Origin of the sequence: Sphingobacterium sp. GVS05A (assembly GCF_019969845.1) — a bacterium.
GTDB lineage: Bacteria > Bacteroidota > Bacteroidia > Sphingobacteriales > Sphingobacteriaceae > Sphingobacterium.
Map to the genome: position 1 here is coordinate 254,563 of NZ_JAHXYR010000003.1, position 21,458 is coordinate 276,020.

The 21,458-nt window shown below is 40.9% G+C and carries 13 protein-coding genes; all 13 read left to right on the forward strand.

Annotated elements, in window-relative coordinates; genetic code table 11:
* Window positions 1–125: 125 nt before the first annotated feature.
* The 13 genes from LC454_RS08790 to LC454_RS08850 all read left to right on the forward strand — a co-directional run bounded on the left by LC454_RS08790 (window position 126) and on the right by LC454_RS08850 (window position 21,452).
* Entirely contained in the window at window positions 126–3,209 is a 3,084-nt protein-coding gene (locus tag LC454_RS08790) for a SusC/RagA family TonB-linked outer membrane protein (RefSeq protein ID WP_223581574.1), read from the forward strand.
* A 12-nt stretch (window positions 3,210–3,221) separates the two neighbouring features.
* The gene (locus tag LC454_RS08795; protein WP_223581576.1) at window positions 3,222–4,790 is read left to right on the forward strand and encodes a SusD/RagB family nutrient-binding outer membrane lipoprotein; all 1,569 of its coding nucleotides are present in this window, start codon (window positions 3,222–3,224) and stop codon (window positions 4,788–4,790) included.
* Window positions 4,791–4,808: 18 nt separating this feature from the next.
* Complete coding sequence (locus LC454_RS08800; protein WP_223581578.1) at window positions 4,809–5,612, forward strand: DUF4397 domain-containing protein; 804 nt, start codon at window positions 4,809–4,811, stop codon at window positions 5,610–5,612.
* 2 nt (window positions 5,613–5,614) lie between these two features.
* Window positions 5,615–6,607, forward strand: a complete 993-nt coding sequence (locus tag LC454_RS08805; protein ID WP_223581580.1) for a phosphodiester glycosidase family protein — start codon at window positions 5,615–5,617, stop codon at window positions 6,605–6,607.
* A gap of 337 nt (window positions 6,608–6,944) precedes the next feature.
* Window positions 6,945–8,231 (forward strand): exo-beta-N-acetylmuramidase NamZ domain-containing protein, encoded by a 1,287-nt coding sequence (locus LC454_RS08810; RefSeq protein WP_223581582.1) that lies wholly within the window; start codon window positions 6,945–6,947, stop codon window positions 8,229–8,231.
* Between the two features lie 70 nt (window positions 8,232–8,301).
* Window positions 8,302–11,757, forward strand: a complete 3,456-nt coding sequence (locus LC454_RS08815) for a SusC/RagA family TonB-linked outer membrane protein (protein WP_223581584.1) — start codon at window positions 8,302–8,304, stop codon at window positions 11,755–11,757.
* Between the two features lie 11 nt (window positions 11,758–11,768).
* Window positions 11,769–13,613, forward strand: coding sequence for a RagB/SusD family nutrient uptake outer membrane protein (locus tag LC454_RS08820; RefSeq protein WP_223581586.1), 1,845 nt, complete (start codon window positions 11,769–11,771; stop codon window positions 13,611–13,613).
* 171 nt (window positions 13,614–13,784) lie between these two features.
* Window positions 13,785–15,641: a PQQ-binding-like beta-propeller repeat protein gene (locus LC454_RS08825; protein WP_223581587.1), complete on the forward strand. Its 1,857-nt coding sequence runs from the start codon at window positions 13,785–13,787 to the stop codon at window positions 15,639–15,641.
* A 42-nt stretch (window positions 15,642–15,683) separates the two neighbouring features.
* On the forward strand, window positions 15,684–17,510 hold the full coding sequence (locus tag LC454_RS08830; protein WP_223581589.1) for a glycoside hydrolase family 9 protein: 1,827 nt from the start codon (window positions 15,684–15,686) through the stop codon (window positions 17,508–17,510).
* Between the two features lie 50 nt (window positions 17,511–17,560).
* A complete protein-coding gene (locus tag LC454_RS08835) occupies window positions 17,561–18,205 on the forward strand; it encodes a polysaccharide deacetylase family protein (protein WP_223581591.1) in 645 nt (214 codons plus the stop codon).
* A 21-nt stretch (window positions 18,206–18,226) separates the two neighbouring features.
* Window positions 18,227–19,039 (forward strand): N-acetylmuramic acid 6-phosphate etherase, encoded by an 813-nt coding sequence (gene murQ / locus LC454_RS08840; protein WP_223581593.1) that lies wholly within the window; start codon window positions 18,227–18,229, stop codon window positions 19,037–19,039.
* 37 nt (window positions 19,040–19,076) lie between these two features.
* Window positions 19,077–20,567 (forward strand): sodium:solute symporter, encoded by a 1,491-nt coding sequence (locus LC454_RS08845; protein ID WP_223581595.1) that lies wholly within the window; start codon window positions 19,077–19,079, stop codon window positions 20,565–20,567.
* Between the two features lie 69 nt (window positions 20,568–20,636).
* A complete protein-coding gene (locus LC454_RS08850; RefSeq protein WP_223581597.1) occupies window positions 20,637–21,452 on the forward strand; it encodes a purine-nucleoside phosphorylase in 816 nt (271 codons plus the stop codon).
* Window positions 21,453–21,458: the final 6 nt, after the last annotated feature.

Sequence of the window (21,458 nt, forward strand, 5' to 3'; positions counted from 1 at the left end):
ATATTTTGCCTGAGATTCATTTTGTAAATAATTGAGGATTTGAGAAATTTCCCAGTCTTAGCTACTTGCTGGAAAGGGGAGTTTTAAAGTTATAAAACCTAGTTAACGAATTAAATTGTTTAAGTATGAAAAGAAGTCTGCTCTTGCTAATGAGCTTACTATGTATGTACTGTACTGCTTTTTCCCAAAAAGTCATTACAGGTAAAGTGACTGATACAAAAGGTGAAGCGTTAAAAGGCGTTACTGTTCAAGAAAAGGGAAAGAACACGCAAACTGCTACCAGTTCTATCGGTGCTTACAAAATTACAGTAAGCGACGGTGCGACATTGATTTTCCGATCTGTAGGCTATACGTCTACCGAAGAGAATATCCAGGGTCGATCGGTAATTAATGTTGTTCTCTCTGATAACAGTGCGGCAATAGACGAGGTCATCGTGACTGCCTATGGTATCAAGAGGGATAGAAAATCCTTAGGGTATTCAACGCCAATTGTTTCTGGTGAGGATGTCTCAGATACCCAACGGGAATCCTTTTTTCAAGGCCTCCAAGGTCGTGTCCCAGGTTTATCTATTAATAGTACAAGTGGTTTGCCTGGTGCTTCCGCGCAAATTGTACTTAGAGGATTTGCATCTATATCAGGGGATAATAATGCGCTCATTGTTGTAGATGGGATACCGATCAATAATTCTACCATCAATGAGAATGATCTTGCAAGTAATGGGGCTAACCAGAGTTTGGATTACTCCAATAGAGCTATGGATATCAATCCAGATGATATCGAGACCTATACAGTTTTGAAGGGGCCTGAAGCTACAGCTCAGTTTGGTAGTCAAGGTGCTGGTGGCGCAATTTTAATTACCACAAAAAAAGGAAAAGCTGGTAAGTTCACTGCGAATTATACCTTCTCGGGACGTGTTGAAAGCGTTAATAAATTTCCTGAAAGACAGTATGTTTATGCGCAAGGGTTGAATGGTTCCTATGATGGAACAGCGTCGACTGCACTTGGCCCGCGCTATCCTGAAGGTGTTCATATCTATGAAGATAATGTGAAAAATTTCTTCACCACAGGCTATAACCAAAAACATAGTTTGGCTTTTGAAGGAGGAACCGAAAAGGTGACCTATCGCTGGTCAAATGAATATAATAACAATACCGGTGTAGTGCCCAATACCTTGTATAAACGTTTTTCAACGCGGTTAAACAGCACGGCTAAGTTTGGCGATAAATTAGAGTTCAATACCTCATTGAATTATATTTATTCAAAAAATGATAAGGTTAGACGGGGGGCTTCTGGCTATCTGATGACATTAATGAGTTTCAATCCGATTTTTGATGTACGCGATTGGATAGATGATAAAGGCAATCGGGTGCTTCATAATTCCGATATTTTTAATGAAAGAGATAATCCTTTTTGGGATGTTTATCGGAATACAGCGTATGACGTCGTTAATCGTGTGCTTGCGACCTCCAATATCTCCTATCGTGCAAACAGCTGGTTGAGCTTGAATGGGATTATCGGTATCGATTTTTCAAATACACTAGGCCAGAGTGTGTATCATCCACAGTCTTTTTCGGGTTCTGGTTCCAGTACGGCTATGAGGAATGGTTCTATTAATGAGTATACTGTAAACGGACGTATTCTTTCGGGCTCGTTCATGGCAAATGTAAAAAAGAATTTGTCAAAGGATTTTTCTTTTCGTGCAAATCTAGGTGCTGAATTTAAAGACTATGACTTTTTGACAAATTCACAATATGGCGAGGATTTTTATGATCCAGATTTTTATAGTATTAATAATACATTTCCAAGTTCAAGACTCGTAAAGAGTGCTGCAGCGAATTTTCGAACAGTAGGATTTATGGCGCAGACCGGATTTGGATATTTAAATGATATGGTTTACCTGAATTTGACGGGGCGTTTGGATGCGGCCTCGCGTATGATGCCTAATAATCCATATTTTGCCTATCCTTCTGCTTCATTGGCTTTTAATTTTACTGATCTGGATTTTTTCAAGGATAAGGTTTCTTGGATGACCAATGGAAAGTATCGGGTTTCAGTAGGTACTACAGGAAAAGCGCCGTATAAGAGTTACTATACGCTCTCAAATTTTGAACCAAAGAATACGACAGGGGGTGGGTTTGCTTATGGCGTCAATGGCGGAAACCCTAATTTGAAGGCGGAAAAAACGAGGGATTTTGAAACAGGTTTAGAGCTGGCGTTGCTGGATCGTAGGTTGACCTTTGATTTTAGTTATTTTAATCGGTTAAGTACCGGCCAGATTATTATGCCTAGATTGAGTTATGGTTCCGGATTTGTACTGCGCATGATGAATGGAGGCGAGGTGAAAACTTATGGTACGGAATTGCAGACAACAATTAACCCGATCCGTAGGGATAATCTAAAATGGGATCTAACGTTCAACTTTACACAGTATAAAGGTAAGGTGCTGTCTCTGGCGGAGGACCTTCCGGAGCTTTATGAATCGGATACGCAGGTATTGGGTGGTGTTCGCTCTGGAGTGGTTCCTGGATATAGTATCGGTACGTTGACGGGTACTCGATTCAAAAGAAATGATCGTGGAGATGTTTTGATCAATGCGCAAACAGGCTTGCCAATAGCGGGTACGGATCGTTATTATCCTATTGGAGATCGAATCCCTGATTTTACGCTTGGAATAGTCAATAAATTAACCTATAAAGATTTTTACCTTACATTTTTGTGGGACTGGCGGAAAGGTGGAGATGTATTGAATGGTTTGGATTATAGGTTGTATATCAATGGTATGTCCTCTAAAACGCTGAATAGAGAGGAGCCAAGGGTGATTGCAGGGGTGCTGGAGGATGGTTTGCAGAATAGCGAAAATCCAACAATCAATCGGATTGCTGTGACTCCTTATTCTTCTTCTGGGTATTATACGGTCAATACAGAGCCGCAGATGTTTATAGAAAAGGATATCTATACGGTGCGTTTACGTGATGTCACGTTGAGGTATAGCCTGCCGAAGCATCTGACACGAAAAATTGGAGCACAAGCTGGTCTGAGCGTGTTTTTTACAGCTACTGATGTTTTTTTGTTTACAAATTATACAGGATTAGATCCTGAAAGTAATATGAATACCCCTGGCTTAGGTGGTATTGGTGGTTATGGTATCGACTTTGGAAACATGGCGAAACCTAGGGGTTTTAACTTTGGTCTTACTTTAAAATTATAGGAGGAAAAAGAGATGCGTAAACGTTTCTATATAATCGTTGTTGCCGTACTCATGCTGATGAGTGGTTGCAGAAAATACCTGGATATAAATGAAAATCCGTCTAATCCTCAGTTGGTGAAAGCTGAGTTGTTATTAGCGCCTATTATAGCGCAGATGGCAAGTGGATATTCGCAGGATCAGCGTCAGATGAATAAATTTAATCAGACAATTCTTGGTGGGAGTAGTGATGTTTCTTCCAAAATTTGGGAAAAACACGGTTTCCCGGAAAGAAGCGATGTTGGGGGTGTCATGTGGCGTATGGTATATTTTGATCTGGGATTGAATCTGGAGCGTATGATAAAAGATGCGCTAGAAAATGAAAAATATGAGTATGCGGCGATTGGTTATGCGATAAAAGCTTGGGGGTACCAATCTCTGACGGACTATCATGGGCCAGTTATCCTAGATGAGGCATTTCGCTCAAACCAACTTTCGTTCAAATACAATGACCAACCGGAGGTCTATGCGAAAGTAAGGCAATGGTGTGATTCGGCATTGTTATACCTCGATAAAAAGAGTCCGATAGATTATAGTGCTTCATTGAATTCTATAAAAGGAGATAATTTATATCGGGGTAATATGGAGCAGTGGCGGCGTTTTGTGTATGGTTTGAAAGCGATACAATATATTCATTTGGTCAATAAGCAGGATTTTAAAGATAAATATGCTGATTCTGTGGCAAAATTTGTTGATCTGTCCTTTCAATCTATCGCAGACGATGCGGGGGTCAAGTTTACTGGAGATAAGTCTGCGAATGCGAATGTGGTAAGCGCTTTGTTTGGAATCTATACAACCTCCTATTATAATCGTGCAGGGAAGCCTATTGTCAGTTATCTTACAGGGGGACTTCGTGGTACGCCAATTGAGAATCCAAAATCATCTACTGATCCTCGTTTGTCCCGCATGCTGATGATAAATAATGTGAGGGATAGTATTTATATCGGCGGGGAGCCAAATGTTACGAATAGTACCGTGCCAAATATTTTGGGAGAATTTGTGAACAATACCTATCAGGGGAAATTTATCTTTAGAAATACGGTCGATTTTCCCTTAATGACACATGCGCAATTGCAATTGGTGAAAGCCGAAGCGTTGTTTGTTAAAGGAGATAAATCTGGAGCTTATGATGCTTATCAAAAAGGAATTGTGGCACATATGAACTTTGTGAATAAATATATAGATAATAAAGAAGTTGCGATTTCGCTGAATGATATGAAGGCTTATCTGGAAGGAGGCGAAGTTGCAAAATCTGCTGCGGACCTGACTTTGGCTGATATTATGGGGCAGAAGTATATAGTGCAATGGGGGTGGGGAGGCTTAGAGCAATGGTGTGATCTTAGGAAATATCGTTACAGTTCAGATATCTTTAGACAGTATATTCCATTAAGTGGCAGTCAGCTTACTTATAATGATTATTGTTACAGGGTGCGGCCGCGTTATAATTCAGAATATGTTTGGAATGAAAAGGAATTGGATCGTTGGGGCGCATTGGAGCCTGAATATATAACTAAACCAACCTGGTTTGTTACTGCTGAGAATTGATAAAATTGATTGAACATTATGAGATTTTTATATAAAACTATATTTTTTGGACTAGCGGCATTCGGAATAGTCGCTTGTAAAAAATCTATTCAAGACTTCGGTCAAGTGGAGTTCTTGGGTAGTGGTGATGTTATCGTTAAAATAAATATGGCTTCAATTTATCCTGATGATCGCTATATGTATGTTAAGTTTGACGGACAACGGGTTACTTCGCTAATCAGGGGTCGAGAGCCATTTCCAGGTGGTGGTTATAATACAAGAGGGGATTCTCGACCTGATTTTTTGAAATATAAGGCTGGTAATATTAAGGTTCAGGTGGGGCTTCCTTATCGTATAGATGATGGTAGGGATTCAATAGTCCTGTATGAAACGCAGGTGAATTTCGAAGCAGGGAAAAGGTATACATTACATGTGACCGATACAGCTAGTAATACCAAGATGATTTTGAATGAAGAAGATTTGTCTCGGCCAGACTCTACGCAGGCTCGTTATCGATTCACGAATCTGATGCCTAATGTTCCTGCGATAGACTTGTACTATGGGGCGGCTGCAACTGCCGCTGAGCCGACCCAAGATTCTTTGGTCGCAAAAAATATCCAATACCTTGATAGTAGTCCTTATTTTGAATTGAATCGTATTGCGACGAGGACCTGGAAGATCCGGCCTGCCGGTGCTCCGGTTACAAATGCTTCGGTTATTGCATTTTATTCGAATGCGGGTGCTGTTCTTGATAGAAGGTCCTATGCTGTGTATGCGTTAGGGTATAATGGATTTACGACGGCGATTATGAAGCCTTATCTTTCATTTTTCTTAGTCCGATAGTTATGAAAAAGAATATATTATATTGCCCAATTAAGATCAGCTTGATGTTTGTCTTGTTTTTGATCTCTTTTGTTTCCTGTAAGAAAAGGGATGATTATCCTAAATTTGATGACAAAAAAGATGGGCTTGTGCCAGAAGATGTTATTCCTCCAGACGATAAAATCGAAAAAATTACCCAGAAAATTATGAATCAGGCAGATGTAGTTGGGGTTTTTCAGATGGATTCTACAGTTAGTCTGGCTGATGGATTAGAAAGGACCCATATTCGGTTTCTTAATAAATTAAATCAACCGACGAGCATTCAAATCTTAGAAATAGATCTCAAGAAAAAGATTGTTCCTTATGTGATGAGTTCGTTCGATGATCATCTTTATGTCGCGCAGCCGGTTTCGGATATGGCTAAATATAATGAGGTTTCATCTGGAGGGGAGATTCTGGCTGTGATTAATGGGGCTACTACTTCTACTTATTCCTATATAAAAAATGGGCGTAAGATCAATATTTCTACCACTTCAGGAAAGGAAAAGACCAGGCCGTTCTTTGCTGTTCAATCTGACGGGACAGCGTATATTGGAAATTGTTTTGATACTTTGCAGTTTAATTTTGAGCCTTATGATATAAATAAATTTAAGGGTTTGATTTCTGGGACAGGCTGGCTGCAGTATAGAGGAGGTGTTATTGTGTCTACTTCGGCAGTGGTGCAGGCAAATACAGCTCTTGGCTTATCTTCTGATAGATCTATCTTATATGCCGTTGTCGTAGATGGGGCAAATAGTAGTTTTTCAGTGGGCGTCACTTTTAATGATTTGGCTCGGATAATGAAGGCAATCGGTTCTTATGATGCTTTTGTGGTTAATAGCGGTGGTGCTAGTGTAATGGCTCAGCGGCAGCTTTCTGCCGGTTCGGTTGGATTGGCGTCGTGGAACGTTGTGAATAAGCCGCCTGTGAGCATGATTGGTAGTTTAAATGGAGTTGGTTTTGTGAAAATGAAGTAATATCAATTAAAATAGATTGCGTAAAAAAGTCGGAAGGATTTCTTCCGACTTTTTTATTAGGGTGCGGTTAGGGTAAAGATGTGCGTTATTATGCTTTATTGTGAGTGTTTTTTTTATAACCATGTTTAATGGGAATGTTTTTTGAAAAGATATATTTGAGGTGTTTTTGTTTATGAAAACGTCTTTTTTCTTGTTTTTTAGTCGAATATAGGGCTTTTTAATCTTGAAGGCTTGGGTAGGATACTTAGTGTGCACTTACTTTATTTTGCGTTTTTTAATTTGTTTCGTTTATAAAACGAAAAAATCTACTTACTTTTATCCTGATTTTCAATTATTCATGCATAAAACTGCATTTTATGCATGGTCTAATGGTCTATTTATGATGAAACATACCTTACTAAAATTAACCTTCGTGGTCTCTCTTTTCTCCCTGGCTTCTTCTTGTGGTTATGCGCGAAGAACCGTTGTCCTGAATGAAACGAATGCTATGGATGATGTAAAAGGGAGTGTCGGTACTACTATTCCTGGGGCGGATCAATTGTCGCTGTATTTGCCGCAACTAAAAGGCAAAAAAGTCGGTATTATGGGGAATCAAACTTCCATTGTAGGGGACGATAAAAAGCATTTAGTGGATGTGTTGCTTGAAAATAAAGTAGATCTGAAGTTTGCTTTCGCTCCGGAACATGGTTTTCGTGGGAATGTTGAACGTGGAGAGAAATTTGGAAACGATATTGATCAAAAAACTGGATTACCTTTATTTACTCTTTACGGCGGTAATAAAAAACAAGATTCGATTGTCAATTCCATCGATGTGATGATTTTTGACTTACAGGATGTGGGAGCACGCTTCTATACGTACATTACTTCTTTACACCGTGTCATGGAATTATGTGCGAAGCACAATAAGAAACTTATTGTTTTGGATCGCCCTAATCCAAACGGAGATCAGGTAGATGGGCCCGTGCGCCATGATGATAAATTTAAGTCAGATGTTTCCTGGCATAAAATTGCCATGATTCATGGATTGACCATTGGTGAACTCGCGCAGATGATCAATGGTGAGAAATGGCTGGAGAATGGGCGCCAGGCTGATGTGCAAGTTGTAAAAGTGCAAAACTGGAATCACAAGAAGATGTATGATCTGCCTGTTATTCCATCGCCAAGCTTACCCAATCAGCTTTCGGTACGCTTATATCTCTCCCTCTGTTTGTTTGAGGGTACAGATATTTCGGTAGGTCGCGGTACAGACTGGCCCTTTCAGGTGTTGGGATATACAAATCCTGTTTATGGATCTTTTACGTTTACTCCAGGTGAGCGTCATGGTATGTCAAAGCATGTAGAGGGAAAAGGCGCTATGAATTATGGTATCGACCTACGTAGCCTGAATCCTGATAAACAAAAATTTACACTAAAATACTTGCTGGATTTTTATAATAAAACACCGGATAAGACTACGTTTTTTGCTCGGCCAGAATTTTTTGATAAGCTAGCTGGGACAGATCAATTGCGCAAACAAATTATGGACGGAGAATCCGAGGGGCAGATTCGCGCTTCTTGGGCTGCAGACTTGAAGGTTTACAAGCAAATGCGTAAAAAGTACCTGTTGTATAGCGATTTTGAATAACCTATTGCGAACAATACTAACGAATAAACAATACTAACTAGAATCATTTATTTTTAAAACTCTATAATCAATGAGAAAATTTGTACTATTTTCTGTTGCTCTTGGATTGAGTTTTCCTTCTGAATCCTATTCTTTCGTAAAGAAAGAGGGCGCTTTGAGCAGTGCTAACTTGACAAGTGCTCTTCTTCGCTCTTCATCGAAGACTTCGGTTCAAAATACGGTGCAAGGTACTGTAACGGATGGAAAAGGCCCAGTCTCAGAAGTAAGCGTTTCTGTCATTGGCGGGACCGCGTCTACTAAAACCGATGCACAGGGGCATTTCAAGATTACAGCCGCTGTGGGAAGTAAGCTGCGTTTTTCATCCATTGGGTATGTTGCGCAAGATGTTACTGTTATGTCAAATACAGTTAATGTGACGTTGGTGGATGATAATCAATCCTTGGAAGAGGTTGTTGTTGTCGGTTATGGTACACAAAAGAAAGGTAATTTGACAGGAGCAGTTGCTTCTATAAATATTAAAGAGACGATGCAGGGGCGGCCAATTGCCGACGCTGGTCGTGCAATGCAAGGGAGTACGCCAGGTTTGAGTGTTACTATACCTAATGGCGAGGTTGGATCTGATCCGACAATTAAGATTCGGGGACAAATAGGATCTATTAATGGATCTAGCAATCCATTGATCTTATTGGATAATGTTGAAATCCCAAGCATTAATGTTGTCAATCCTGATGATATTGAGTCAATTACTGTTTTAAAAGATGCTGCTGCTTCTTCTATTTATGGTGCTAAGGCGGCATTTGGTGTTGTTCTGATAACGACTAAGCAGGGGGCTAAAACGGAAAGTAATACAATCAGTTATTCCAATAATTTCTCTTTTCAGAATCCATTCAAGAAATATGAAATGGGGACAGTGGATGCTTTGAGGTATTCGTTGGATGCTGGAAAACGAGAAGGAAACAATTTTGTTGGGGCTTTCTATAAAATCAACGAAGAGAGCTACAAGAGAGCTGTCGAATGGCAGGAAAAGTATGGCGGTTCTATTGGTAAAGACGATCCAACCTTGTATGAGCGTGACTGGTATTTTGATCCTGCTACAGGATATAAATATGGTGTCAGGACTTACGATCCATTTGATTATATGATTCGTGAATGGGCTCCGACACAGCAGCATAATCTGTCACTGTCAGGGAAGACTGGTAAAACAGGTTATAACGTTGGGTTGGGGATGCTCGATCAGTCCGGTATGTTAAAAACCAATACAGATCAATTCTCGCGTTACAATGCGTCAGTAAGAGTTACAAGTGAATTAAACAAGTATATTACAGCGCGTGCAGGTGCCATCTATTCTCGGACGAATAAACAGTATCCTTATGCAACAAATTCAACCACGGCCGATCCGTGGCTTTATATGTATCGATGGAGTTCATTGTATCCGTACGGAAATGATGGTGACGGCGATCCGATCCGTAGCCCTGCCTATGAGACTGGGGCGGCAAATGTTGCCAGTCAAGTGAAGAATTACATGAATTTTAATGCCGGTGCTACAGTAAACTTTATGGAAAACTGGAAGCTTGATTTTGATTATACGTTGTCAAATCAAGAAATGCTCTGGAACCAGCCGGGAACTCGTTTTACTGCTGGTAATTCATGGGGTGCGCCAGTGAAAAAATTAGATGCTGCTGGCAATCAGAGATATGTGGATGGATCGGGTAACTATGTGGATGCTTCGGCTACAGGTGCTGTGCCAGCATATGATTTAGACTATTTTACATATACAGCATCCGGAGCTAATCCGGATCATTACCGCAGGGATAATTCAAATATTCTACGTCACACGATCAACGCTTTTACGACGTATAATTTAAATCTTGATGGTGGTCATGATTTTAAATTTATGTTAGGTCTAAACCGTATCGCGGAGAAGACAGAAAATTCTTGGACTCAAGTTACTAAATTGCTAGATATTAAGAATCCGCAATTGACATTTGGTTCAGGAACTGTGACTGGATCGGGTGCGAAATTTTGGGAATCACAAATAGGTTTCTTCGGTCGTGTGAATTATGCTTATAAAGATAAATATCTTTTTGAGGCTAATTTGCGTAGAGATGGGTCTTCAAAATTCCCGACAAACTTAAGATGGAAGTGGTATCCATCGGTGTCCGCAGGATGGGTAGTGTCGCAAGAGTCTTTTATGGATTGGTCTAGTGATTTTATGAACCAATTGAAAATCCGAGGATCTTGGGGTAGTATTGGGGATCAATCTGTTTCCAATGCGTTATACACAAGTTTTATGGAAAACTCGCAATCTACATGGATAGGCAATGCCGGTGATAGGAATTGGTTTGTCGGAACGCCGGCGGCGGTTTTATCTGCTATCGGTTGGCAAGATATTGCAACATTAGATGTTGGTTTTGATGCGCGTTTCTTTAAAAACAAACTGGGTTTTGTATTTGATTGGTATCAACGGGATACAAAGAATATGATTGTACCAATGGAGGGTGTTGCGCCAACATTTGGTTCTAAAGCTCCTATGGGTAATTTTGGAGCATTGCGCACTCGCGGATGGGAATTTGCTGTCGATTTTAATCATCGATTTGAGAATGGCTTAGGTATCAACTTGCGAGCTAACATTTCTGATGCGAAGTCTGTTATCACGGAATATGGAACCACAACGATTGTTACTGAAAACTATAGTGGTAAGACTTATGGCGAAATTTGGGGATATGAAACAGATCGTTTATATCAAAATAGCGATTTCGTCTATAATGGAAATGACTTAGTTACCGCGGTTATAGATGGTAAGACAATGAATAAGTTGTCGGATCCGAATGGAGCTTACCAAAGCTGGGTGCAAAATTCCGCGACATTCCGCTTTGGCCCAGGTGATGTTAAATTCAAGGACCTGAACGGAGATGGTAAGATCGATAATGGTAAGAAAACATTGGCGGACCATGGTGATTTGAAAGTTATTGGTAATTCAACCCCGCGATATGAGTATGGCTTTAGATTGGGAGCTGATTTTAAAGGATTTGATGTTTCGGCATTCTTTCAGGGTGTAGGTAGTAGACAAGTATGGGGGACAGGTTTCTTAGCGCAGGCGGGCTTTAATTCTTCAGATGGTGCTATGCCAGCGGTAATGTCTTCAAACTACTGGACTAAAGATCGTACAGATGCGTTTTATCCGGCTCCTTTTAATAATGGTGGAACAAATGATATCAATAATATGCAGATTCAAAGCCGTTATTTGCTAGATATGTCTTATCTGCGGGTGAAGAATCTGACGCTCGGTTATACGGTTCCGGCAGGTACCTTAAAACGAATCGGTATCAGTAACCTTAGAGTTTACACTGCGTTGGAGAATTTCTTTACATGGGATAAGTTGAAGGGACTACCAATCGATCCGGAGGCTGTGGACGGTGTGAATATGTTTGTTGATGTGTTAAAAAATAATTACAACGGTGGTCGTACTGGAGTTGGAACGCCAACTTTTAAATCGGCATCAGTGGGTGTTCAATTAACATTCTAATTGAAATTATCATGAAAATAAAAGCAAAATTTATATATATATTATTAGGGGTTTCAATGGGACTGACAGGTTGTAATAGTTTGTTGGATCGCCCAGCCCTGGATAAAATTACAGACGGACAAGGTCTTTACTGGCGGGATGAAAATGATCTCAGGCTGTTTGCGAATGGATTTTATACGCAGTATTTCAATGGTTATAATAGTTCCTATACAACGGATTATACGCCAGTTAGGGGATATACCTTTTCTGATGATTTGACTTTTAGTGGTCAGCAGACTAGTTTTGAAAACTCTATTCCAGATTCGAGATATTCTGTTGCTGAAGCTGGTGATTGGTTGAGTGGTTATGCAGGACCGACCTGGAATTTTTCCTGGGTACGTAAGTCTAATATTTTCTTAGACCGTCTAGAGAATATGGCTAAGCCTAATTTGACACCTGAGCAGTATAATCATTGGACTGCCGTGGCTCGTTTTTTCAAAGGATTTGAATATGCGCGCTTGGTTTCTGTGTTTGGTGATGTGCCTTATTTTGAGAAAGAAATACCTGCGGCTGATTTTGATACTCAGTATAAAGATCGTACGAATCGTGGCGAAGTAATGGATCACGTGTATGATGACTTTGTATTTGTGTTACAAAATATGCGTAATGATGACGGGGTAAATGTCCTGAATAAATATGTGGCAGCTTCTTTTATTTCGCGTTTGATGCTATTTGAAGGGTCTTGGCAAAAATACCATGGTTTGGATCAGGCTAAAGCAAAAAAATATTTGGAATTGGCGCAAAGTGCTGCAGAGATTGTGATGAATTCTGGTAAATTTTCCTTTGGTTCTGATTTTAAAAGCTTGTTTTCTTCACAAGACTTGAATAGCAACAAGGAGGTTATCCTTTATCGCAAGTATGACGCTTCTGTTAATGTGTTTCACGCAATCGGTTCTTATCAAAATGGCATAGAGGCACAGGCGGCAGCTCCAAACTTGAAGCTGATCAAGGAGTTTATTTGTGTTGATGGCAAGCCATTTGCTTCATCTACTGTAGAAAATGTCTCGGATTTTTCCCTAGCAAATTTGGCAAAAACGCGCGATCCGCGGTTTGAGGCTTCATTTGATACTGATCTAAACTCGAAGGCTTCCACTTTTGTTTATGGAACGAAGTATGTTGCACGAAATGGATATAAAATTCCAAGCGCAAACCCGGATTATTCAAAATGGAATTCCAATACAAATACTTCTGATGCTCCTGTTATCCGATATGCGGAAGTCGTGTTAAACTGGTTGGAGGCAAAGCAGATTTTGGCAGAATTCTTTGGGGGAGCTGCTGTTGGCCAGTCGGATATAGATAAGTCAATTAATGCGATTCGTAGCAGGCCTTTGGATGAAATAGCAGTAGCAAGAGGGGTGAAGAAAACGGCAGCGCTTCAATTAGGGGCTATCGCGAATGATCCTTTGCGTGATGGAGATGTATCGCCCTTGATGTGGGAGATCCGTCGTGAACGTCGCATGGAGTTTGTTTTTGAGTATTCACGTTTAATGGATCTTAGAAGATGGAAGAAACTGAATTATATGGATTTTTCCAAAAATACTGATTACTTTACGGGTATCTGGGTTGATGTGGCAAAACAAGCTCCAGATTTTTTGAAAGCAAATTATATTAATGTTACCAAAGTTAGAAAGGCGGATGGTACTATTGTGACTTACAATGGCTCAAATGCTGCTGAAATGGTTGGTTTTATTGTCGTACAAAATGCTTCAAACAGAAATGCGATAATGGATAAGAATTATCTGGCTCCTGTTGGTCAGGCGCAAATGGTCGAATATGAGCAGCGCGGTTATAAACTGACCCAAACAAAGGGCTGGTAATTCGATTCTTAATACTATTAAGCCTTGTCTAAGAATTAGACAAGGCTTTTTTGTAAATCTATTGGAAAAGAAATAGGTAATATGTTTGTTGTATCAAAAATATCATGCATAAAAACGCATTTATGTTTTATGTTTACGCATAAAAACGCTATTTTTAAGAAAACTTTATCCATGAAACCGAAGCTTAAAGCCTTAATTATTGCATTATTGTGCATTATCAATGTGTCCTTTGCGCAGTCTTTTAAATTTGCCCATGTCACGGATACACATGTCGGTGGTGCAACAGGGGAGGAAGATCTGCGACGTACTGTAAAGGATCTTAATACATTGAAAGACATCGATTTTGTTATACTCTCAGGAGATATCACTGAATTTGGGGCTGATCAGGAATTGAAATTGGCAAAGCGGATTTTGGATAGCCTGCAGCTGCCCTGGTACGTTATTCCAGGTAACCACGATGGGAATTGGTCTGAAAACGGCGCCAATACTTTTCGTACTGTCTTTGGTGGGGAGACTTTTTTCTTTAAACATAAGGGCTATGAATTTATTGGAACAAACTCTGGTCCGAATATGCGGATGAGTCCTGGGCAGATACCACGAGAAAATCTGGTGTGGATGGATTCCATCTTTGCTGCGAACCCTGACAGGCAAACACCGCTAATTTATATTAATCATTACCCACAAGACTCTTCCCTGAACAATTGGTTTGATGCATTGAAGCGTGTTAAAACACGCAATGTACAATTGGCTTTCTGTGGCCATGGACATGCTAACAAAGCGTATGACTGGGAGGGGATTCCGGGTGTAATGGGGCGATCCAATCTACGTGCAAATAAAGCTGTCGGTGGTTATAATATTGTGACCATCGGTGATGGAAAGGCCTCTTATCAGGAGCGTAATCCGGAAATTGGTACACAAGAAAAACCTTGGTTAGAAGTGCCTTTGTTTGATCATCACTATGACCGCGAAACTGCGACTTATCCACGGCCGAGTTATGCGGTCAATGAAAAGTATGCAAGTGCTGTTCATGTAAATTGGACTTTTGAAGATGCGAGCGATATTGGTGCAGGGCTGACAATCTATAAAAATAAGGTTGTTACCTCCAATACCGCGGGCGATATCTTTGCGCTGGATCTTAAATCCGGTAAAAAACTTTGGGCTTACAGGACGGGAGGGAAAGTGTACTCTACGCCAGCGATTTGGAAAGGTATTGTTGTAGCCGGTTCTTCTGATCACTTTATATATGCTGTCAATGCGGAAAATGGAAAACTTCTCTGGAAGGTGCGGACAGATAAGGCAGTATTGGGCTCGCCACTGCTGCATGATGGTGTCGCTTTTATCGGTGGTTCGGATGGTAAATTCAGGGCGTTGGATATAAAGACTGGTAAATTAAGATGGAGTTTTGATCAGGTCAAAGGGTTTGTATCGACTTTGCCAACGTATTATTTGGGTAATGTCATCTTCGGTTCGTGGGGAAATGGATTTTATGCATTGGATGCTAAAACTGGAGAGCTATCCTGGGAATGGAACAATGGTCACGCCAATCGGATGTTTTCGGCTGCCGCCTGCAATCCCGTTGGAGTAAATAATCGCGTATTTGTTGTAGCGCCGGATCGATTTATGACTGCATTGGATGCAAAGAATGGTACTGTGGTCTGGCGAGAAAAGAAAGACCGCATACGTGTGCGGGAGTCTATGGGACTGGCTGTAAATAAAAAACAGGTTTACGTGAAGACAATGGATGGCGATTTGCTGGGGATTTCTTCTTCAGGTGAGAAAATGGACGTAATTTGGAAAGCAAAACTAAAATTGCCTTATGAATTGACTCCCTCGGCGATAAAAACAAATCGTAAATTGGTGTTTGTGCCGAGTCATTCGGGTTTGCTTTCGGCTGTTGATGCAAAAACAGGCGATATAATGTGGCAATATAAAATTTCCAATGGAATGGTCAATCCTGTTGCTGTAAACGGTAGTAATGAGGTTGTTGCAGGTACGATGGACGGTAAAATAGTTTCTTTGAGGTTTTAAACAACCGTTTGAGTTGATTTTATTAAAAATAAATGCCTTATTATGATAAAAGAATGTCTAAACTTCTTAAATTTACGTCAAGCTTTTTTGCTTGTTTTTGCATGTTTTGTTTGTAACTTTGCGGAAGCACAGCAAAATGCTTGGATTCGAATAAACCAATTAGGCTATACACCGGCAGGTAAAAAGGTCGCGGTATGGGGCGGGAAATCAATCAGGCAGCTTCGTTCTTTTGAGGTTAAAGATGCAAAGACAGGTAAGACAGTGTATGCTCATTCCGTAGGGAAAGATTATGGTGTTTACGGCCCTTTTGTGCAGAGTTTTCGATTCGATTTCTCAGCTTTACAGGATACGGGAAGTTTTTTTATCCAGTTGGGAGAAATCAAATCTCCTCATTTTAGGATTGCCCGAGATGTCTATAAGGGTGCAGCGGACTTTGTATTGCGATATATGCGTCAACAACGAACATTGTTCAATCCCTTTTTAAAAGACAGTTGTCATACGCACGATGGTTTTACATTGTATGCAGGTAAAGTGGGTGTAGCAGATAGCTCGCATATTGATGCTGGCGGAGGTTGGCATGATGCTTCTGATTATTTGCAATACGCGACGACTTCGGCAAATGCAACATTTCATCTGCTGGCGGCTTATCGGGACTTTCCTAAGGTGTTTGCAGATCAAAAGCAGGCAAATGGTCTGGACGGGAAGAACGGCCGTGCTGATATATTGGATGAAGCTAAATGGGGACTGGACTGGTTGTTGAAGATGCATCCCAAAGCAAATCAGATGTATAATCAGATTGCGGATGACCGAGATCATGCAAGTATGCGCATGCCCAAGGAGGACCCTTATTATGGTCGTGGATTTGAACGCCCAGTGTATTTCATAGATGGCGAGCCGCAACAAAGGGGCAAGTTTATGAATAACACGACCGGAACAAGTTCTACAGCAGGGAAATTTAGCAGTGCTTTCCGTTTGGGATCTGTGCTTTTTGGAAAAGAGGATAAAAAATATACAAAATTGCTGTCACAGAAAGCGGAGACAGCCTATGCGTATGCAAATATAAAACCCGGGGTGACACAGACGGTTTCGGTCAAATCACCTTATATCTATGCCGAAGACAATTGGGTGGATGATATGCAGCTGGCAGCGGCAATGGGACTTTCGGTAACAAGGAAAAACAAGTTCGCCGAAGAAGCTATGCAGTATGCCAGACAAGAAAAAGTAACACCCTGGATGATAACAGATACTGCTGCACATTATCAGTGGTATCCTTTTATCAACTTGGGACATTATGAATTGGCAAAAAAATTGAAAGGACAGGATCGCGAGGAGATTGTTTCATATTATAGACAAGGTATTGAAGAGGTCAATAAACGTGCGGAGCAAAATGCATTTTTAAGAGGGGTTCCTTTTATCTGGTGCAGTAACAATCTAACGGCTTCTTTCGCAATGCAATGCCTTTGGTATAAAGAGCTGACAGGGGATAATCGGTTTGATGAACTGGAGCAGGCAAATTTCGATTGGCTCTTTGGTGCCAATCCATGGGGAACAAGTATGGTCTATGGTCTTCCATCTTGGGGCGATACACCAGTTGATCCACATTCTGCTTTTACCTATTTGGGTAAACATCCGATTGATGGTGGCTTGGTAGATGGCCCAATAATGGCCTCTACTTATCGTAACCTGATCGGTATTAAACTAAACAACCCTGATAGCTATGCGGACTTTCAGAGTGACCTGGCTGTCTACCATGATGATTATGGCGACTACAGTACCAATGAACCCACCATGGATGGAACAGCTTCATTGATCTACTTGCTAGCGGCTAAAGAAGGAAAGGCATTGGAGGAGCCTGTTGGAAAAAAGTAATCAGGGATGTTTTTGGTGCTGTTGTCCGTGGCGATTCGACAACAAAAAAAGTGTCCTTACTTTTTACAGGACATGATTTGTCAGAAGGAACAGCGGTGGTTTTGAAAAGTTTGAAGCATCATCATGTGAAGGGGAATTTTTTCTTAACAGGAGATTATCTACGGAATGCAAGTTTCAAGCCTTATATCAGGCAGATGTTGAAAGACGGACATTTGGTATCAGGACATTCAGATAAGCATCTCCTGATCAGTGATTGGGGGAACCGGGATAAATTGCTGATCAGCCGGGATTCGTTCCTGCGGGATTTGAAGGCTAATTTGATTGAATTGGCGCTTTCGGGGGCGGATACAAGCAAGATAAATTATTATATTCCTTCTTATGAATGGTATAATAGCCAGACGGTAGCGTGGGCAGAAGAAGTAGGGTTGTCTTCAATCAATTATACACCCGGAATACGGACCGCTGCAGATTACACGTATCCCGAAATGGGGAAACGTTATCTGTCTTCTGCCGCAATTTTGGAAGGCCTTTGGTCTCATGAAGCGAAATCTGGCCTGAATGGTTTTATGGTACTAATCCATATGGGGACGGATGACAGACGTAAAGATAAACTATATCATCATTTGGATGATATAATTAAGATATTAAAAAAGAAGGGGTATCAAATCGTGGATATTCCTAGTTTATTGAATTAAGAAATACAATATATATTAAGAATGGTTAATACAACGGAGAAAGATTCGAATTATCAGGATTTGGACAAGATGTCTGTACATGAGTTATTGACTAATATCAATAACGAGGATAAATCTGTGCCACTAGCTGTTGAAAGGTCTATTCCTCAGATCGAAGCATTGGTTAAGGTTACGGTAGAGAAAATGAAGGCTGGTGGTCGGACATTTTATATCGGAGCTGGTACAAGTGGTCGACTGGGGGTTTTAGATGCATCTGAATTGCCTCCGACTTATGGTGTGCCATTTGAGTGGATCATTGGGTTAATTGCTGGTGGGGATACAGCGATCCGTAAAGCTGTGGAATTTGCTGAGGATGATCTGGAGCAGGCCTGGAAGGATATGGAAGCTTATGATATTGATGAGAATGATGTCGTGATCGGTATTGCCGCTTCGGGTACTACGCCTTACGTCATTGGTGGCTTGAAGACTGCAAACGAAAAAGGACTGATAACAGGTTGTATCGTTTGTAATGACGGTTCTCCGATTGCTGAAATTGCACAATATCCTGTTGAGGTCATTGTAGGGCCAGAATTTGTGACGGGGTCTACCCGTATGAAGTCTGGTACAGCACAAAAGCTTGTATTAAATATGTTCAGTACCGCAGTAATGATTCAGCTGGGCCGCGTTAAGGGGAATAAAATGGTTGACATGCAATTGTCAAACCACAAATTGGTCGGCCGGGGTGTGCGCATTATTATGGATCAGACTGGGGCAACTGAAGAGGATGCCGCAGCTTTGTTGGAACAATTTGGCAATGTAAGGCAAGCAATCGAAGCCTACCAGGCAACACATTAAAACTATCAGCATCACAATCACCTATTAAAAACAAACTATGTCACCAGTTATATTATTATCCTTTATTGTGATCTATTTTGCGGTCTTACTCGCTGTAGCGCACTTCACTTCAAAAGGATCTTCCGACAACTCTACCTTCTTTGTCGCTAACCGAAATTCGAAATGGTATATGGTCGCTTTCGGGATGATCGGTACGGCGCTTTCCGGTGTAACTTTTATTTCTGTTCCCGGTGCTGTTGGCGCTTCGGAATTTAGCTATTTTCAATTTGTGCTAGGGAATGCTGTTGGCTTCATTATCATCGCTTATGTATTGCTTCCGCTTTACTACCGGATGAACCTGACCTCCATCTACACCTATCTGGAAGAACGTTTTGGGCACACAACCTATAAAACCGGTGCCGCTATTTTTTTGATTTCCCGTACCATTGGTTCAGCCTTTCGTTTATACCTGGTTGCAATTGTCCTACAGCATTTTATTTTTGATGCCTGGAATGTGCCTTTTGCGATCACGGTAGTGATCTGTCTGGTGCTTATCTGGCTATATACCAATAAGGGGGGCTTAAAGACGATTATCGTAACAGATACCCTACAGACTACCTTTTTAGTGACTGCTGTTATTCTGTCGATCTATTTTATGGCGAAGGGATTGGACTTCGGGATCGTGGATACATTCGAAGCGGTTAAAGAAAGCAGCTATTCCAAAATCTTCTTCTGGGATGACTTTGTTGGCAGTAAAGCAAACTTTTGGAAACAATTCTTGGGTGGAATTTTTGTGACTATTGCCATGACGGGACTTGATCAGGACCTGATGCAAAAGAATCTGTCTATGGGAACGATCAAAGAAGCGCAAAAGAATATGATTACCTTCACAAGCGTATTTGTGGTGATCAATATTTTCTTTTTGGCGGTGGGAGCCCTGCTGTATATCTATGCCGCCAAAAATGGTATTGATGTGTCACAACTGGCGACACGCGACTACCTCTATCCGGAGATTGCGTTGAACCACTTGGCGATCGTTCCGGCGATTATCTTTATGATGGGGCTGACTGCAGCGACATTTGCAACAACCGATAGTGCGCTTACAGCATTGACAACTTCGTTCTGTGTGGATTTCCTGAACTTCAATAAAAAGGAAAATCCCAATGATCCCGCTCTCATCAAACAGCGTAATTATGTTCATTTTGGTTTTTCGATTGTCATGTTATTGGTGATACTCGTATTTAAGCTGATCAATGACGACTCAGTGGTGAATGCGATATTTACTGCGGCGAGCTATACCTATGGCCCATTGCTTGGATTGTTTGTTTTTGGGATCTTCACAAAATCTGCTGTCCGGGATAAGGCGGTGCCTTATATCTGTGTGCTTTCACCAACCATATTGTATTTACTGAAAACCTATGTGATTGAGGTGTATACACCTTATGTGATCGGATTGGATCTGATTATCATCAATGGTTTTATCACTTTCCTGATGCTTTTGGTCAGTTCTCCAGGTAAGGCGAGTGAAAAGGCGCTTTCGCATAACTAAGCTGCGATATTTGATTTGTACGTACAAAAAAATTAAGTTAAGTTTGAGATACTTAGTTTTTTTGTACGTATGTATCATAGCATAAATGAGACTACGGAATTTATCCGTAGAAAAATTGGAGATTTTACTCCAGAATTCGGTATCATCCTGGGTACTGGCTTAGGTAAATTGGTTGATGAGATTGAGATCGAATATCAGCTGATGTATTCCAATATTCCTAATTTCCCCATCTCTACAGTAGAATTTCATTCCGGTAAATTGATTTTTGGAAAGTTGAATGGTAAGAATGTGGTTGCCATGCAGGGAAGACTTCATTATTATGAGGGTTATGATATGCAGCAGATTACTTTTCCTATTCGGATCATGAAAGTGTTGGGCGTCAAAAAGCTCTTTGTGTCAAATGCAGCGGGATCGCTGAATCCTGAGGTCAGGAATGGAGATCTGGGTGTTATTGAAGACCATATCAATTTATTGCCCGACAATCCCTTGCGTGGACAAAACCTGACTGAATTTGGGCCTCGTTTTCCGGATATGAGTGAGCCGTATAATCGGGTAATGATTGAACAGGCGCTTGAAATTGCCGCAAAGCATGGAATTACAGCGCGAAAGGTTGTGTATGTCTCCTCGCAGGGACCAAACTTGGAAACAAAAGCTGAATACCGCTTCATGCGGATTATTGGTGGGGATGTAGTCGGAATGAGTACGGTGCCAGAGGTGATTGTTGCCAATCATATGGCTCTTCCGGTGTTCGCGATTTCTGTTGTTACGGATGAGGGCTTTCACGATGTGTTAAAACCTGTCTCTTTGCAGGAAATCGTCGCTGTCGCTGAGAAAGCGGAACCTAAGATGACATTAATTTTGAAAGAATTGATAGCTTTGCAGTAAATTTAG

Coding starts and splice junctions, on each gene's coding strand:
- LC454_RS08810 (WP_223581582.1), top strand. CDS start 6,945: ATGCATAAAACTGCATTTTATGCATGGTCTAATGGTCTATTTATGATG.
- LC454_RS08830 (WP_223581589.1), top strand. CDS start 15,684: ATGATAAAAGAATGTCTAAACTTCTTAAATTTACGTCAAGCTTTTTTG.
- LC454_RS08815 (WP_223581584.1), top strand. CDS start 8,302: ATGAGAAAATTTGTACTATTTTCTGTTGCTCTTGGATTGAGTTTTCCT.
- LC454_RS08825 (WP_223581587.1), top strand. CDS start 13,785: ATGAAACCGAAGCTTAAAGCCTTAATTATTGCATTATTGTGCATTATC.
- LC454_RS08790 (WP_223581574.1), top strand. CDS start 126: ATGAAAAGAAGTCTGCTCTTGCTAATGAGCTTACTATGTATGTACTGT.
- LC454_RS08845 (WP_223581595.1), top strand. CDS start 19,077: ATGTCACCAGTTATATTATTATCCTTTATTGTGATCTATTTTGCGGTC.
- LC454_RS08805 (WP_223581580.1), top strand. CDS start 5,615: ATGAAAAAGAATATATTATATTGCCCAATTAAGATCAGCTTGATGTTT.
- LC454_RS08820 (WP_223581586.1), top strand. CDS start 11,769: ATGAAAATAAAAGCAAAATTTATATATATATTATTAGGGGTTTCAATG.
- LC454_RS08800 (WP_223581578.1), top strand. CDS start 4,809: ATGAGATTTTTATATAAAACTATATTTTTTGGACTAGCGGCATTCGGA.
- murQ (WP_223581593.1), top strand. CDS start 18,227: ATGGTTAATACAACGGAGAAAGATTCGAATTATCAGGATTTGGACAAG.
- LC454_RS08850 (WP_223581597.1), top strand. CDS start 20,637: ATGTATCATAGCATAAATGAGACTACGGAATTTATCCGTAGAAAAATT.
- LC454_RS08795 (WP_223581576.1), top strand. CDS start 3,222: ATGCGTAAACGTTTCTATATAATCGTTGTTGCCGTACTCATGCTGATG.